This is a genomic window from Citricoccus muralis (assembly GCF_003386075.1).
Lineage (GTDB): Bacteria > Actinomycetota > Actinomycetes > Actinomycetales > Micrococcaceae > Citricoccus > Citricoccus muralis.
Map to the genome: position 1 here is coordinate 1,829,700 of NZ_QREH01000001.1, position 16,792 is coordinate 1,846,491.

A 16,792-nucleotide genomic window follows, 5' to 3' on the forward strand; every position below is an offset into this window, starting at 1 on the left:
CCGCCGCGCCCGTGACCGCCGGAAGCCGCACCATCGGCGAGCGCGTCATGGTGGACGTGAAGGACTTGCACAAGTCCTTCGGGGACAACCACGTCCTCACCGGCATCACCGGCCAGATCCGCGAACGCCAGGTGGTGTGCGTGATCGGGCCCTCCGGCTCCGGCAAGTCCACCTTCCTGCGCTGCCTGAACCGGCTTGAGGAGGCAACGAGCGGCACCGTTCAGGTCGGCGACTACGACCTCACGGACCCGAAGGTGGACATCAACCAGGTCCGCCGGCACATCGGCATGGTCTTCCAGCAGTTCAACCTGTTCCCGCACATGACGGTGGCCGAGAACATCATGCTGGCCCCCGTGGAGCTCGGGAACCTGTCCAAGGCCGCCGCACGCCAGCGCGCCGAGGAACTGTTGAACCGCGTGGGTCTGGCGGACAAGGCCGAGGCCCGGCCGGCGTCGTTGTCCGGTGGCCAGAAGCAGCGCGTGGCGATCGCCCGTTCGCTGGCGATGAGCCCGAAGATCATGCTGTTCGACGAGGCCACTTCCGCCCTGGACCCCGAGATGGTGGGCGAGGTGCTGCAAGTCATCCGCGATCTCGCCGACGAGGGTATGACCATGGTGCTCGTGACGCACGAGATGGGCTTCGCCCGCGAGGTCGCTGACCGCGTGCTGTTCATGGACGGCGGGACGATCGTGGAGGCCGGCACCCCGTCCGAGATCTTCGACCACCCCCAGCAGCCGCGACTGCAGGAGTTCCTCTCCAAGGTGCTCTGACGGCTCGGCCAGTGGGCGGCCGGCGTAGGCTCGTCGACGTGTCCAGCACCGAGGCCCTCTCCGCACCCACCGGCCCCTACCGGCGGATGCCGTTGCAGCCGGCAGGCTCCGTGCCGGTGGACTTCACCAGCGTGGGCATCGCCGAGTCACTGGACACCGCCACCCGCTGGCCGGACCACTCGCACACGGTGCATGAACTGCTCTGGAACGACGCCGGCCCCTCCACCCTGCGCGCCGGCCCGCGGACCTGGACGGTCACCCCGACGATCGGGCTCTGGCTGCCAGCCGGGACCGTGCACTCCGCGCAGGCCCCGGCGGGCACCGTGTACCGGGCCACGTACTTCTCCCTTGAGGTGGCCCGGGAGGCAGCCCGGCCCCTGCCCAGCGAACCGGTCTCCCTGCGCGTCACCGGGCTGCTGCGGGAACTGCTGCTGCGGCTCGGCGAGGAGAGCCTGAACGAGCACTCACGCCGCCTGACCGAGACCATGGTGCTGGACGTCCTGGCCCCGGCCCCGCACCAGTTCCTCGTCCACGAACCCACCACCGGACTCCTGCAGCCGATTGTGGCGGCCGTCCTGGCCGACCCGGCCGATGCCCGGACCCTGGGCGACTGGTCGCGGCAGCTCAGGGTCAGCGAGCGCACCATCACGCGGGCGTTCCGGGCGGAGACCGGGCTGGGCTTCGCCCGCTGGGTCAGCTCGGTGCGGGTCCAGCGGGCCACCACCCTGCTGGCCGACGGTGAACCACTCGAGGACATCGCCGAGGCCATGGGCTACCGCAGCGCCAGCGCCTTCGGGGCGGCATTCCGCAAGCTGACGGGCACCACGCCGAGCTCGCTCCGGGGCTGAGCCCACGAGCCGATCTGTCCGAAATGCGACAGAACCCTGCGGTTCATCGCGATTGCTCATTAGCGCACGCCTGTCTACATTATTTAGGTAAGGCTTACCTGATTGTGGCCCAACCGCGGAGCCACCGTCTCAGTCTCAGCCAGTCTCACCCAGTCCCAGCCAGTCTCAGCCAGTCTCAGCCAGTGTCATCAGAGTGGAGTCATCATCGTGCGCACCTCCCGCCCCTTCGCCGTCTCGATTGCCGCCGTCGGCCTCGTCCTCGCCCTGTCCGCCTGCGGGTCCGGCACAGCGGAACCGGCTGCGGATTCCTCGGCCGGCTCCTCCGGTTCTTCCGACGCCGCCGCCTCGGGCGAGCAGTTCCCCATCGAGGTGGAGCACGCCTTCGGCACCACCACCATCGAGTCGAAGCCCGAGCGGGTGGCCACCGTCAACTGGGCCAACCACGAGGTGCCGCTGGCCCTCGGCGTGGTCCCGGTCGGCATGGCCGCCGCCAACTTCGGTGACGATGACGGCAACGGCGTGCTGCCCTGGGTCGAGGACGAGCTCGCCGAACTCGGCGCCGAGACCCCGGTCCTGTTCGACGAGACGGACAGCATCGACTTCGAGGCCGTCGCGGACACCGACCCGGACGTCATCCTGGCCGCCTACTCGGGCCTGACCCAGCAGGACTATGACACCCTGTCCGAGATCGCCCCCGTGATCGCCTTCCCGGAGACCGCCTGGGGCACCGACTGGCGGGACATGATCCGCCTGAACTCGCAGGGCATGGGCATGGAGTCCGAGGGTGACGCGCTGATCGAGGACCTCGAGGGCCAGATCGCCGCAACCGCCGCCGAGCACCCCGAGCTCGAAGGCACCTCCGCCATGTTCCTCACCCACGTGGACACCGCCGACCTGTCCACGGTGAACTTCTACACCGGCCATGACACACGGACCATGTTCTTCGAGGACCTCGGCATGACCGTGGCCAAGTCCGTCCAGCAGGTCACCGATGAGACCGACCAGTTCTCCGGCACCGTCTCCGCCGAGCAGGTGGACCAGTTCGACGACGTCGAGGTGATCGTCACCTATGGCGACCAGTCCCTGCTGGACACCCTCGAGGCGGATCCGCTGCTGTCCCAGATGCCGGCCGTCGAGAACGGGGCCATCGTGGCCATGGACGGCACCGGACCGCTCGGCACCGCCGCCAACCCGACGCCTCTGGCCCTGCCCTACGTCCTCGAGGACTACGCGGACCTGCTGGCCGAGGCCGCTGCCGCATCCGAGTGACCCTGTCCGAGTGACCCTCACCGCCACCTGCGCACCCGCCGGACTGCCCCCTGCCCTGCGCAGGGGGCAGCGGCACCGCCTGACCTGGCTCGGGGCCGGCCTCGTGCTGCTGGCCCTGCTCTGCGCCGCCTCCGTCGCCATCGGCTCCCGCCCCGTCGGCCTGCCCGCGATCATCGAGGCACTGGGCTCGCTCGGCGAGCCGGTCGAGGGACTGGACCAGGCCGCCGTCGTCAAACGCATCCCGCGCACCGTATTGGCCCTGGCGGTGGGCGCCGCACTGGGCGTGGCCGGGGCTGTGATGCAGGGCGTGACGCGTAACCCGCTGGCCGATCCGGGCATCCTCGGCATCAACATGGGCGCCTCGCTGGCCGTGGTGGTCGGTATGGCGTGGTTCGGGATGTTCGCCGCACGCCAGATGATCTGGATGGCCATCCTCGGGGCCGCCGTGACCGCCGTGCTGGTCTACGCCATCGCCTCGGCGGGCCGCAGCGGAGCCTCCCCGCTCAAGCTGGCCCTCGCCGGAGCGGCCCTGACCGCGGTGGCCACCTCTTTCATCACCGCCGTGGCCCTGCCCCGCGGGGACATCTCCGCGAACATCCGGTCCTGGCAGATCGGCGGGGTCGGCGGTGCGGCCTGGGATTCCATCACGCTCGTGGCCCCGTTCCTGGGGGTCGGGCTACTGCTGGCCCTGGCGAGCGCCCGCAGCCTGAACTCCCTGGCCCTGGGCGACGACCTCGCCGCCGGCCTGGGCGAACGCGTCATGCTCGCCCGCGGGCTGGCCGCTCTGTCCTCCGTACTACTGGCGGGCGCCGCCACCGCCGTGGCCGGGCCCATCGGCTTCGTCGGGCTCGTGGTCCCGCACGCCTGCCGCCTGCTCGCCGGCCCGGACCACCGCTGGCTCCTGCCCTACTCCGCCGTCGCCGGAGCGGGCCTGCTGCTCGCCTCGGACGTGCTCGGCCGCATCATCGCCCGCCCCTCCGAGATCGACGTCGGCATCCTCACCGCCCTGATCGGCGCCCCGTTCTTCATCCACATCGTCCGCCAGCGGAAGGTCCGTGAACTGTGACCGCGACCCTCACCCGCACCGAATCCACCGGCTCTTCCACTGGTTCTCCGACCGGCACCCACGCGAAGGTGACCGGTGCACGGCAGGGGCGGCGCCGGCGTCGTGCGCTGGTGATCGGCATCCTGACCGTGCTCGTGGTGGCGGTCTTCGCGGCGTCCCTGATGGTCGGGCGGACCTTCTACGGCCCCACCGAGGTGCTCGGCGTGGTGTTCGGGCAGGACGTGGACGGGGCCACGTTCACCGTGGGCACGCTGAGGCTACCGCGCGCGGTGCTCGCCGTGGTGGCCGGCGCCTGCTTCGGACTGGGCGGCGTGACATTCCAGACCATGCTGCGCAACCCGCTGGCCAGCCCGGACATCATCGGCATCTCCTCGGGCGCCTCGGCCGCGGCGGCGTTCGCGATCATCGTCCTCGGGATCGACGGCCCGGCCCGCTCCGCGTTCGCCATCGCCGCAGGCCTGGGAGTGGCCCTGCTGATCTACCTGCTCTCCTCGAAGGGCGGGGTGGCCGGCACCCGGCTGATCCTGGTGGGCATCGGGATCGCGGCGATCCTCACCTCCATCACCAACTACCTGCTCTCCCGCGCCGGATCCTGGGACTTGCAGGAGGCACTGCGGTGGCTGACGGGCTCGCTCAACGGGGTGGGATGGGAGCAGGTGCTGCCCACGCTGGTGGCCCTGCTGGTCCTCGCCCCCGTGCTGCTGGGCCAGTCCGCGAACCTGGAGTCCCTCACCCTGGGCGATGACACCGCGGCCGGGCTCGGCGTCCGGGTCAACCGCACGCGGCTGGTGGCGGTGATCGCCGCCGTGGGCCTCGTAGCCTTCGCGACGGCGGCCTGCGGTCCCATCGCGTTCGTCGCCTTCCTGTCCGGTCCCATCGCGGCCCGGCTGCTCGGACCGAATGGTTCCCTGCTGGTGCCCTCCGCCCTGGTGGGGGCGCTGCTGGTGCTCGTGGCCGACCTGGCGGGCCAGTTCGCCATCGGCACCCGCTACCCCGTGGGCGTGGTGACCGGCGTGCTCGGGGCGCCCTTCCTGCTGTACCTGATCGTCCGCCAACACCGCACCGGAGCCACCTCATGACGTCCCACCTGAACCTCACGGCGAGCCCTCGCACCCCCTACACTCCCAGCGTTTTGCGGGCAGAAATTGGTACTAATTTCCGCCCGCAAAGCGAGAGTGCGGGGCGGCACGAACCGGAAGCAGGGCGGCACGAACTCCGGGCCGAGGGGTTGGCCGTCGGCTACGGCGAGCGGCACGTGCTCTCCGGCCTCGACCTGGAGATCGAGCCGGGCACCGTGACCTCGATCGTGGGGGCCAACGCCTCCGGCAAGTCCACCCTGCTGCGGACCCTGTCCCGGCTGCTCTCCCCCGCCGGCGGCCGGGTGCTGCTCGACGGCCGCTCGGTCCACTCGATGCCCTCGAAGGAACTGGCCCGGGTGCTCGGCCTGCTGCCCCAGTCCCCGGTCTCCCCGGACGGGATCACCGTGGCGGACCTGGTGGGCCGCGGCCGGCACCCGCACCAGCGGATGTTCCGCGCCTGGAGTGCCGCTGACGACGCCGCCGTGGCCCACGCCCTCGACGCCACCGCCACCGCGGACCTGGCCGACCGACCCGTGGACGAGCTCTCCGGCGGCCAGCGCCAGCGGGTGTGGATCGCCATGGTGCTGGCGCAGCAGACGGATCTGCTCCTGCTCGACGAGCCCACCACCTTCCTCGACGTCAGCCACCAGATCGAGGTGCTGGACCTGCTCGCGGACCTCAACCGGGACCGCGGCACCACCATCGTCATGGTGCTCCACGACCTCAACCTCGCCGCCCGCTACTCCGACCGGCTCGTGGCGCTGGAGGGCGGCCGGGTCTACGCGGCCGGGCCGGCCTCCACGGTCCTCACCGAGCAGTGCGTGCAGGACGTGTTCGGGCTGCGCAGTCGGATCATCGACGACCCGGTGTCCGGCGGCCCCCTGGTGGTCCCGGTGGGCCGGCACCACCAGGGGCCGACTGACGGGGTCTGATCAGGCTCAAAGGACCTGACACGGGGTACCGTGGACTGTTGCCCGTCCGGCAGCTGTTGCTACCCCCAGTTTGCTACCCCAGCTTGCTGTCCCCAGCCGAAAAGTCCTCATGTCCCTGCCCCGGCCCCACGCGCACCCCGGTGCCCGTCCGACCTCCCGCCCCCGCGCCCAGTGGGTGGACACCGCCAAGGGGATCTCGATCCTGCTGGTCGTCCTGCTGCACACCAGCCTCTGGCTGCGCCAGGCGGACATGGACCGGATCCCCGCGTTCAGCGCCCTCAACACCGCATTCGAGGACCTGCGCATGCCGCTCTTCTTCGCCATGTCCGGGTTGTTCGCCGCGAAATGGCTGGCCGCGGGCTGGGGCGACTTCCTCCGCACCAAGGCCTCACTGCTGGTCTGGGTGTTCCTGCTGTGGCAGATCCCCGTGATCGCCTACCGGATCATCGGCGGATCCCTGCTGCCGGGCATGGTGCACACGGACCTCGGGACGCAGCTGGAGACCTGGGCGTGGTCACCGCTGCGGGCCAACGCCGAACTGTGGTTCCTGTGGGCCCTGGTGCTGTTCCTCCTCGCCGGACGCCTGCTGCAGCGAGTCCCCACCGGGTGGGTGATCGGCTCGGCGGCGGTCCTGTCCGTGGTGTGGTCCGGCCTGGTCTGGCCGGGTGCCACCGGGCTGGAGGGCGGCGAACTGCGGCATCTGGTGGGCACGGGCCTGTTTCAGGCCCCGGCCTATTTCCTCTTCTTCATCGCCGCCGCGCGCGGCAGCTCCCAGGTGCGCGACGGCGTCGCCCGGGTCCCCCAGACCGTGTGGGCCGGCGTCGCAATCGGCTGGTTCGTGGCCTTCGCCTGGCTCGGGTTGCTCGGGGACCAGCGGGACCAGCCGGGAGTGGTGTTTCTGGGACAGGTCTGCGGAGTGCTCGGCGGGATCGCCCTCGCGGTGACCCTGCAGCGGGTTCGCCCGGTAGCGCGCGCGCTGGCGTTCCTGGGCCGGCACACACTGGAGGTCTACCTCTCCCACACCACGATCGTGGTGGCCCTGACCTGCACGCTCTACCTGACCGGGTCGCCCCTGCTCGCGGCACCGTGGGCGGCGTGGACGGTGGTGGCCGTGGCCCTCACCGCGATCGGCCTGGGCCTGCTGTTGGGCCGGTTGGCCCGGGGCACCTGGTTGCTGGAGACACCGGCGTTCCTGCGGCGACGGCCGGTCTCACCGGCCGCTACCGGTGTCCTCACCCCCTCGGACCATCAGGACTCGGCGGTGCCCGTCGTACGGCCGTGACCGCCACCGGTGGTCCACGTCCGGGGTGCTCGCTACAGTGGGCGGCACGTGATCGACGACAGGAGACCACCATGACTCCAGCACCCGAGACGAACACCAACCGCTTCCCGGAGCACATCCCCGTCCAGCAACAGCAGCCACCGGGCGTGCAGGCGCAGATGACTCCTCTGCCGGACTGCGGCGAGACCAGCTACCAAGGCTCCGGCAAGCTGGAGGGCAGGGCCGCCATCATCACCGGCGGGGACAGCGGGATCGGCCGCGCCGTGGCCATCGCTTTCGCCCGGGAAGGCGCGGATGTCCTGATCGCCTACCTCAATGAGGATGAGGACGCTCAGGACACCGCACGGTACGTCGAGGAGGCCGGACGCCGCGCCGTGCTGGTCCCCGGCGACCTCTCGGATCCGGCCCACTGCCGCAGTGTGGTGCAGCGGGCCGTTGACGAGTTCGGCCGGCTGGATGTGCTGGTGGCCAACGCCGCGTTCCAGATGAGCCACGAGAACCTCGAGGACATCTCGGACGAGGAGTTCGACCACACGTTCCGGCTCAACGTGGGCCACTACTTCTACCTGGCCAAGGCAGCGCTGCTGCACCTGAAGCCCGGGGCCTCCATCATCGGCACCTCCTCGGTGAACGCGGACTCCCCCAGCCCGACCCTCGCGCCCTACGCGGCGACCAAGTCGGCCATCGCCAACTTCTCCGCGTCCCTGGCGCAGCTGCTCGGCCCGAAGGGCATCCGCGTGAACTCGGTGGCGCCCGGCCCGATCTGGACCCCGCTGATCCCGTCCACCCTGCCGGAGGAGCAGGTGAAGGACTTCGGCCAGCAGGTGCCGCTCGGCCGCACGGGCCAGCCGGCCGAGCTCGCCCCGGTCTACGTGATGCTGGCCAGCGACGACGGCAGCTATGTCTCCGGGGCGCGCGTGGCCGTCACGGGCGGCTCGCCGATGCTGTGAGCGGGGATGCTGCGAGTGGGGATGCCGTGAGCGGGAGCTTGAAGCTGGAGGACCGCCGCGACGGCTACGTGGACCTGCGCTCCTATGCCGCGATCGGCAATGGCCGGACCGTGGCCCTGGTGGCGCATGACGGTTCCGTGGACTGGTTCCCCGTGCCGGACCTGGACTCCGCCCCGGTCTTCGCCCGGCTGCTGGACGCGGACCACGGCGGCTGCATCGAACTCCACCCGGACCGCGAGGCCCTCGCCGCCGCCGGAGTGGACGTCACCACCGAACTCCGCGCCCACCGGCAGTACGTCCCGGGTACCAACGTGCTCAGCACGACCTACCGCACCCCGGTGGGTACCGTGCGGGTCACCGATTCCGTGAACATGGGCTCCACCGGCGCCCTGCCCTGGACGGAGCTCGCGCGCTGCGTGGAGGGCCTCGACGGCCAGGTGCCGATGCGGTGGCGCGTGGTCCCGGGGACCATGCTGAACACCGCCTCCCCGTGGGTGCAGCAGACGGACCACGGTCTGGTGATCCGCGTCGGCGAGGTCTCCCTCGCCGTGCGCGGCGAGGACATCGGAGCGCACGACGCCGGCCCGCAGGCCATCTCCGGCCGGTTCACCTCGGGTGAGGGGACCGAGCACCTGCTGGCCGTCGTCGGGACCGCGGCGGAGCCGCTGCGGTTGCCGCAAACCCACGCGATCCGCCGCAACGTGGACTTGAGCGTGGACCTGTGGCGGCGTTGGACCGACCTGCTGGAGTACGACGGGCCTTATGGGGACGAGGTGCGCCGCAGCGCGCTGGTGCTGAAGCTGCTCGGGCACAGCCCCTCGGGGTCCATCGCGGCGGCGGCCACCACCTCCCTGCCGGAGAACCGCGAGGGCACCAAGAACTATGACTACCGCTTCGCCTGGATCCGTGACGCCACCTACACGCTGCACGCACTCCTGCGGCTGGATGAACAGGAGGACGTGCACGCCGCCGTGTCCTGGCTGCTGCGGCTGGCGCGGGAGCAGCAACCCCGGCTGCACGTGCTGAACCGGCTCAACGGGCACGTCCCGGAAGCCGATACCACGGAACTGGAGGTGCCCGGGTGGCGCGGAATCGGCCCCGTGGTGGCCGGCAATGACGCCGCCGACCAGTTGCAGCTCGGCGTCTACGGGGACATCTTCGACATGGCGACCCTGTACGTGGACGGCGGCAACGTGCTGGACGCCGAGACGGCCCGGATGCTGTCCGGGCTGGCGGATGCCGTGTGCGATCTCTGGATCCGGCCGGATGCCGGCATGTGGGAACTGCCCGAGCACCGGCACTACACCAGCTCGAAGATGGGCTGCTGGGTGGCCCTGGACCGGGCCATCACCCTCGCCGAGCGCGGCCACCTGCCCGGAACCGAGGACCGGTGGCGGGACGAGCGCGACCGGATCCGGGCCTGGATCGAGGAGCATGGCTGGTCCGAGGAACGCGGCGCCTACGTCTGGTACCGCGGGAGCGAGGAACTGGATGCCTCCGTCCTGCTGCACACCATCAGCGGGTTCGACACCGGCCCTCGGATGTCCGCCACCATCGATGCCCTGCGCGAGGAGCTGGGCCGCGGGCCGCTGCTGTTCCGGTACAGCGGGATGGACGCGGAGGAGGGGACCTTCACGGCGTGCGGCTTCTGGTGCGCGGCGGCCCTCGCCCTGGTCGGCCGGCGGACCGAGGCCCGGGAACAGATGGACGCGATGCTGGCCCTGGCCAACGACGTCGGCCTGTACACCGAGATGATCGACCCTGCGGACGATTCATTCCTGGGGAACATGCCGCAGGCGTTGAGCCATCTGGCCCTGCTGGTGGCCGCCCTGACCCTGAACGGGCAGTGAAGGAACAGGCGGCAGCCCTGGCGCTCATTGCACAATACGGCATGATTCCGTAGATTAATTAGGTGTGCCTTACCTATTGTCGTCAGGCACGCGGAGGCACCCGCCTCGATCCCTACGGAAAGCAGACCATGACCGCGACCGCGACGCAGACGTACCCCTCGACCCGCGCCTACCAGACCCGGGTGGCGCGGATCAGCCGGCTCGGCGAGCACTTCGTCCGGTTCACCTTCGCCGACGACGACCTGCAGTACTTCGGCACCGGCGGCCTCGATCAGCGCATCAAACTCATGCTGCCCCGCGCGGACGGCACCCTGCCGGACGTGGGACTGTTCGCCGACCCCGCCCCCGCGATGATGGAGTGGTACACCCGCTGGCGTGAGCTGCCGGACGCCGAACGCAACGCGATGCGCACCTACACCGTGCGCGCGGTCCGCCCGGAGGTCCGCGAGATCGACGTGGACTTCGTGTTGCACGGCACCGCGGGGCCAGCGTCCGCATGGGCGCTGGGGGCCGCCGTCGGGGACGAGATGGTGATCCTCGGACCGGACGAGCGCTCCGAGACGCGCGGCCGTGGCCGCAGCGGGGGCATCGAGTGGGAGCCGGGCTCGGCCCGCACGGTGCTGTTGGTGGGCGACGAAACCGCCGCCCCCGCGATCTGCGCCATCTTGGAGACCCTCGACGAGAGTTTCGGCGGGCACGTGTTCATCGAGGTGCCAGACGCCGGGGACATCCTGCCCGTCACCACACCCCCCGGGGTACAGCTGAACTGGCTGGCTCGCGGCGACCGCCCGCACGGCGAGGTCCTGACCGAAGCAGTGCAGGCCTGGGGCCGCGAGTTCGGCGCGGAGGTGGCCGGTGCTGGTGCCGCTGGGACCGGAACTGACAGTGCTACTGGAGCAGCCGGCGTCGTGGGCGAGACTGATGCAGAGGCAGCCGATGCGGAGGCGACCCTGTGGGAGGTTCCCCCGGAGACCCCGCACGGCCACTGGTATGCGTGGCTGGCGGGCGAGGCCGGCACCATCACTGGGCTGCGCCGCCACCTGGTGAAGGGCCTGGGCATCGACCGGAAGTGCGTCTCCTTCATGGGGTACTGGAAGATCGGCCGCGCCGAGGGCTCCTGACACCCCTCGCTTTCAGTCGCCGAACCAGGCGCGGGAGAGTTCGGCGTAATACCCGCTGGCCGCCCTCAACTCCTCGTGTGTCCCCGACTCCACGATCCGTCCGGCTGACATCACCAGGATCCGGTCCGCGGCCACGGCCTGGCTGAGCCGGTGCGCCACCACCAGCCCGCTGCGGCCGCGCAGCACCCGGGACGACGCGACGTCCAACCGGCGGGCTCCGGCCGAGCTCGCCTCCGCCGTGGCCTCGTCCAGCACCACCAGCTGCGGGTCCGCGAGCGCCACCCGGGCCAGGGCGAGCATCTGCAACTGCATGGGATCCAGCCGGTAGCCGCCCTCCCCGACGTCGGTGTCCAGGCCCTGCGGCAGGTGCGCCACCCAGCCGGCCCCCACGGACTCCAATGCCGCTTCCAGGGCCGCGCGGTCGGCCTCCGGCCGGGCCACACGCAGGTTCTCCGCCACCGTGGTGGCGAAGCCGTGCACCTCCTGGGAGACCATGGTGATGTGTTCGCGCAGACTGCCCGGATCGGCCTCGACCAGCTCAACCCCGCCCAGTCGCGCCGTCCCGGACGTCGGCGCCACCAGTCCCGCCGCGATCTGCGCCAGCGTGGACTTGCCCGCGCCGGTGGTCCCGACGACGGCCACCACCTCCCCCGGCCCGATCCTCAGGTGGACGTCGTGCAGGGCGGGGGTGCCGTCGTCGTAGATGTGGGTGACGCCGGCCAGTTCCAGCGTGCCGCCGGGCAGCCGCGCGGTGCGCTCGGGCAGCGGGAGGGAGACGACGCCGGCCATCCGGGCCAGCGAGGCGCCTGCGGACTGAACCTGGTCGAACATGCCGACCAGCGCCCCGATCGGGTTGAACAGCCGGTGGAACAGCAGGGCCGCCGTGGTCACGGCGCCGGCGGTGATGTATCCGGCGGACACGAGCAGGAATCCGGCACCCAGGATGGCCCCGAGCACCACGGCCTCGGCCCGGTTGTTCCGGCTGAAGGCGCGGGTGAGGAAGCCGAACACGCCGATGGACAGGTCGCGGGCCTGGGCGGAGGCAGCGTGGATGCGCTCGAGTTCCGGGCCTTGGGCGTCGTAGGCGCGCAGGGTCCGGGCACCGGTGATCCCGCCCAGCAGCCGGGAGGCGCGGGTGCCGAAGGCGGCCCTCTCCTCCCGGTAGATCGGTCCGGAACGGGGAAGATACCAACGCAGGGTGGTCCAGTACATCGGGACGGCCAGCAGTCCCACGAGCCCCAGCCTCCAGTCGACGGCGGCCAGGCCTGCGGCCGAGACCACCACCGTGAACAGCGACTGCACCACCAGCGGCACCACCGTGGTAGCCGCTTGGCTGACCTCCCGGGCGTCCTCGGCCACCCGGGAGACCAGGTCCCCCGTCTCGGTGCCGTCCAGCCGCGCCGAGCCAATTCGCAGCGCCCGGTCCATCACGGCCTCGCGCAGCCCGGCGACGGTGGGCTCGGCGGCACGAGCCAGCCAGGCTTGGCCGGCCCAGGCGCAGGCGGCGGCCACGAAGCCCGCTCCAGCCACCGCGGCCGCGGCCCACCACACGGCCGTGGCCGGGTCGTTTCCACCAGGGCCACCGGCAGCGCCGGCAGCCGTGGCAGCATCAGCAGCAGCCGCTGTCTGGTCCATTCCTCCGGCCCCGCCGACTCCGGCGGCCAGCAGGACGTCCACGAGCCAGCCGATCATCCACGGCGCCACCAGGCCGGCGACTGCGGCCAGCAGGCCCGCGATCCCCACCAGCCACACGAACGCGCGTTGGCCGCGGGTGTGCCGCCAGAGCAGGCGGAAGGACTCTGCCGGCCGGGCCAAAGGAAGGGCCAGCGGCCGGGCGGTGTCCATATTCTGAACGCTCATCGGGCCACCGCCATCCGGTAGGCGTCCGAGGTCTCCAACAGGGAGTGGTGCGTTCCAGTGGAGGTGGTGCCGTCCCTGTGCACCTGCACCACGGTGTCCGCGACGGCCAGGAAGGCCGGCGATGAGGTCACCACCACGGTGGTGCGCGGGCCGGTGCGTGTGGCGCCGTCCCCGGAGCCGTTCTCAGTGCGATTCGCGGCGGCGTGCGTGGTGCCAGCAGTGGTGCCAGCAGTGGTGGCAGTCCCGGAGCGCAGTGACTTCACGTCCTGGGCGATCTGGAACTCAGTGACGGCATCCACCGCGCTGGTCGGCTCGTGCAGGACGAGCACCTCCGGATCGGCGTGCAGAGCGCGGGCCAGGGCCAGGCGCTGACGCTGACCGCCGGAGAGATTGCGGCCGCCCTCGTCCACCCGGTGCTCCAGTCCGTCCGTGAAATGACTGATGATCTCGGTGACGCCCGCCGCAGCCAGCACCGCCGGATCGATCTCGATGACCCTGCGGTCCGAGGCTTCGATGGAGGCCGGGGCCTCGTTGGTGGACTCGGCACGGTGCGTGGCCGGGCGTGGGCGACCCGGTCCCTCGTGGCGCAGGGTGATGTTTGAGCGCACGGTGCCGGCGAACAGGTCCACCCGGTGCGGCGCCACCACCAGGTGGTCGGCCAGCCGTGGCACCAGGCGGCTGCGCGGATGGCCGCCGATGAGCACCGTTCCGGCTTGGTCCCCCAGACCGTCCACGGCTTGGAGGATCGCCTCGGCCTGGGCCGGATCGTCCACCACCAGCCCCAGGAATCGGCCCGGCGGCACCTCCAGATTGAGCCATGATGACCGGTCAAGCCGGGGTGACAGGTCCAGCCGGGGTGCGCCACCGCGCCGGACACCCGCATCCAGCGGAACGTGACCGTCGCGCTCGGCCGGGGTGCCGGCGTCGTGCGCGGGAGGCCTGACCAGCGCCAGACCGGTGATGCGCAGTCCAGCGGTCTCCGGGACCTCGTCACCCGCGTCCTCGGTGGGGACCGCGGCGAGGAAGTCCGCGATCCGCCGGGCCGCACCATGAGAGCGGGCGAACGCACCGATCATGTCCGTGATGGTGCGCACCGGCTCCTGGAAAAACACCGCGACCCCAACCACCGAGACCAGTGTGCCGATCGCCAGGTCCCCGGACAGCACCCGCTGACCGGCCACCACCAGCAGCAGCGCCAGCACCAGGGCGGTACCGAGGGTGCCGATCGCCTCCAACCGCCCGCTGCGCTCCGCCGTCACGACGCCGGCCCGGCCAGCCCGCTGGGACGCCTCCCGGTAGTGTGCGCTCGCCCAGCGCTCACCGCCTCCGGCGCTGAGGACCCGCAGACCGGCCAGGATGTCACCGGCCCGACGGCTGGCCAGGCCGATCGCCTCCTGCTGCGCGGTGGAGTGCCGTGAGATGGAGCGGGAGGCCAGGGCCACCAACAGCAGGCTGAGCGGCACGCCCACCAGCACCACGAGGCCCACCAGCACATCCGTGGCCAGCAGGTACACCGAGACCGCCACGAGGCCGATGATCGCGGAACCGCCGCCAGCGATCTGCCGGAACACCTGCGCGGTGACATCGGCGTCCGCCGAGGAGAGAGACAGGATCTCACCGGCGTTGGACCGGGCCGCCACAGACCCTGAGGCGAGCGGTACCTCGGCGACCTCAACCCGCAGCGCGTGGGCCTCCTGGTGCAGCGCGGTGTTGGCGAGCCGGGCACCGAAGCGGTAGCCCAGGGAGAGCACGGTGAACAGCGCTGCGATCCCGAGCAGTGACAGGAGCATCGCCCGCCCGTCCAGGGGGACGATCGCCACGTCCACGATGATGCCGATGGCGATCGGCACGAAGGCCTCGCACACCTGCCACAGCGTCATCAGCGTCAGGCTCCCCGCCACGCGGCCCCGACGCCGGCGGACCGCGCGCCACAGCAGCCGGCCGGCGGTGTTGGGCTGGCCGGTGAGCGACTGGGTGGTGGGCGGCTGGGTGACGGGCGGACGGGTGGTGGGTAGAGCCTGCGGAGCTCGGGCCTCTGGAGCCTGCGAGGTCTGGGCCTCTGGAGCCCGTGGAGCCTGCGGATCAGGCGCTGTCGGCATGCTCGGACTCCTCGGGGTGGTGGCCAATCTGTCCATTGTCGTATGGAGTCGCCCGGGAGGTGACATCGGTGGATTCCGCTCGGGCGGATCGGGCGAGGGATAGGGAGCCGAGGACCGACGGGACCGGGCCGACGTCCTTGGTTCCCCGGCGTTTCTACCGGCATTGACGCAGGTCACGTGCGTACGGTGGGGTCACCGTCTCAAGTCGACCACCACCAGCGGTCCGTCCCTCGCGTGCTTCCCCGGCAGTCCCCCGCGAGATGGCGAGCCGTCCTGAATGGAGCCTGACGTGACAGACCACATCATCGCACCCGTCCCCACGCCTGCACCTGCGTTCGCACCCGCGCCCACAACTGCAACTGCTGCTGTTGCCGCCGCAGCCGCCTCCGCGCCCGTGCCCTCCCGACCGGCCCGCTTGTCCCGACGGCGGCTGCTGCAGGGCACCGCCGCCCTGGGCGGCGTGATCGCGTTCGGGACCGCGGTCTCCGCCTCCAGCACCCCGGCGTTCGCCGCCACCGTGAGCCAACCGGACATCATCTCCACGAATGACTGGGGCGCCTCTGCCCCCCAGGGATCGCTTCCGACCCTCACGCGACGGCCGACGCACCTGGTCATCCACCACACCACGCACGTGAACTCGGACGACTTCTCCGTTGCCGCCGCCGAGGAGGTGGCTCGGCTGATCCAGCGGAACCACATGACCAATGGCTGGGCGGACACCGGCCAGCAGTTCACCATCGCCCGCGGCGGCCAGATGCTCGAGGGCCGGCACGGCTCGCTCGACGCAGTGGTGGACGGGACCCGCTTCATCGAGGGTGCGCACGCCTACGGTTTCAATGACCAGTCGGTGGGCATCGAGGTCGACGGGATGTACACGAACGACGTGCCGACGGACGCGCAGTGGAGCTCCCTCGTGCACCTCAGCGCCTTCATCTGCCAGCGGTACGGGCTCGACGTGGACCGGATCATCGCGCACCGGGACGTGCCCGGCGCCCAGACACTGTGCTGTGGGGATGCCTTCTACGGCAAGCTTTCCGCCCTGCGTGATGAGGTGGCCTCGGCGCTGGCCAACGGGGTCGACGGCGGCTCGGGCGCCTCCGGCGACTACCCCACCGTGCGCCTCGGAGACGAAGGCGATGCCGTGCGCCGGGTCCAGGTCACCCTCGATGTCATCGGCCACGATCCCGGCGCTGCCGACGGTGTGTTCGGTCCCGCGACCGAGAAGGCCCTGCGCGAGTACCAGTCCTCGCTCGGCACCGGAGTGGATGGCATCGCCGGCCCACGTACCTGGGGTGCCCTCGCGACGCACCACGCCGCCGGATCGACGGTGAGCTCCGGGGACAGCGGGACCGAGGTCGAATACCTGCAGCGAGGCCTGAAGGCCTCCAGCGGCGTCGACCTGGCCACCGATGGCCACTTCGGGGACCAGACTGAGGCCGCCGTCTCCGCCTACCAGAAGGCCCGCGGGCTGACTGTGGACGGCGTCGCCGGCGGCAAGACGTGGGCCGCCCTGAAGCACGCACAGTAGCCTGCCGGGAGCCAGCATGGCGAGCATGGGCGCCGGCTGCGAGTAAGGTGCCGGCGGCGGGAGTCTCGCCGACCGCGGGACTCTTGCGGCCAGCGGTCGCCACGCTGACTGCGAGCCTCTCCTCGGCATCCATCTTCT

The 16,792-nt window shown here is 71.2% G+C and carries 13 protein-coding genes; 11 read left to right on the forward strand and 2 right to left on the reverse strand.

The genetic code is table 11. From position 1 onward, the window contains the following. Positions 1–47: 47 nt before the first annotated feature. From C8E99_RS08065 to C8E99_RS08110, 10 genes are all read left to right on the forward strand, one after another. A complete protein-coding gene (locus C8E99_RS08065; protein ID WP_115933326.1) occupies positions 48–770 on the forward strand; it encodes an amino acid ABC transporter ATP-binding protein in 723 nt (240 codons plus the stop codon). A gap of 38 nt (positions 771–808) precedes the next feature. Beyond that, positions 809–1,618 (forward strand): AraC family transcriptional regulator, encoded by an 810-nt coding sequence (locus tag C8E99_RS08070; RefSeq protein WP_245952182.1) that lies wholly within the window; start codon positions 809–811, stop codon positions 1,616–1,618. Positions 1,619–1,825: 207 nt separating this feature from the next. Next, positions 1,826–2,887 (forward strand): iron-siderophore ABC transporter substrate-binding protein, encoded by a 1,062-nt coding sequence (locus C8E99_RS08075; protein ID WP_211309003.1) that lies wholly within the window; start codon positions 1,826–1,828, stop codon positions 2,885–2,887. A 10-nt stretch (positions 2,888–2,897) separates the two neighbouring features. Further along, positions 2,898–3,953, forward strand: coding sequence for a FecCD family ABC transporter permease (locus C8E99_RS08080; RefSeq protein ID WP_211309004.1), 1,056 nt, complete (start codon positions 2,898–2,900; stop codon positions 3,951–3,953). Continuing rightward, a complete protein-coding gene (locus tag C8E99_RS08085; protein WP_211309005.1) occupies positions 3,950–5,032 on the forward strand; it encodes a FecCD family ABC transporter permease in 1,083 nt (360 codons plus the stop codon). The genes C8E99_RS08080 and C8E99_RS08085 overlap by 4 nt, the downstream gene beginning before the upstream one ends. Positions 5,033–5,181: 149 nt before the next feature. Beyond that, on the forward strand, positions 5,182–5,964 hold the full coding sequence (locus C8E99_RS08090; RefSeq protein ID WP_245952459.1) for an ABC transporter ATP-binding protein: 783 nt from the start codon (positions 5,182–5,184) through the stop codon (positions 5,962–5,964). Positions 5,965–6,073: 109 nt separating this feature from the next. Next, positions 6,074–7,246, forward strand: a complete 1,173-nt coding sequence (locus C8E99_RS08095) for an acyltransferase family protein (protein ID WP_115931859.1) — start codon at positions 6,074–6,076, stop codon at positions 7,244–7,246. A 71-nt stretch (positions 7,247–7,317) separates the two neighbouring features. Beyond that, positions 7,318–8,196, forward strand: coding sequence for an SDR family oxidoreductase (locus tag C8E99_RS08100; protein ID WP_115931860.1), 879 nt, complete (start codon positions 7,318–7,320; stop codon positions 8,194–8,196). Between the two features lie 26 nt (positions 8,197–8,222). Then, entirely contained in the window at positions 8,223–10,046 is a 1,824-nt protein-coding gene (locus C8E99_RS08105) for a glycoside hydrolase family 15 protein (protein ID WP_115931861.1), read from the forward strand. Between the two features lie 128 nt (positions 10,047–10,174). Then, complete coding sequence (locus tag C8E99_RS08110) at positions 10,175–11,167, forward strand: siderophore-interacting protein (protein WP_115931862.1); 993 nt, start codon at positions 10,175–10,177, stop codon at positions 11,165–11,167. 12 nt (positions 11,168–11,179) lie between these two features. Here the strand turns inward: C8E99_RS08110 and C8E99_RS08115 are convergent, their stop codons facing one another. Both C8E99_RS08115 and C8E99_RS08120 read right to left on the reverse strand, forming a co-directional pair. Continuing rightward, positions 11,180–13,027 (reverse strand): ABC transporter ATP-binding protein, encoded by a 1,848-nt coding sequence (locus C8E99_RS08115; protein WP_245952184.1) that lies wholly within the window; start codon positions 13,025–13,027, stop codon positions 11,180–11,182. Further along, a complete protein-coding gene (locus tag C8E99_RS08120) occupies positions 13,024–15,126 on the reverse strand; it encodes an ABC transporter transmembrane domain-containing protein (RefSeq protein WP_211309006.1) in 2,103 nt (700 codons plus the stop codon). The genes C8E99_RS08115 and C8E99_RS08120 overlap by 4 nt, the downstream gene beginning before the upstream one ends. 289 nt (positions 15,127–15,415) lie before the next feature. Between C8E99_RS08120 and C8E99_RS08125 the strand changes: the two genes are divergently transcribed. Further along, entirely contained in the window at positions 15,416–16,654 is a 1,239-nt protein-coding gene (locus C8E99_RS08125) for a peptidoglycan recognition protein family protein (RefSeq protein WP_170144561.1), read from the forward strand. The last annotated feature ends 138 nt before the right edge of the window (positions 16,655–16,792 follow it).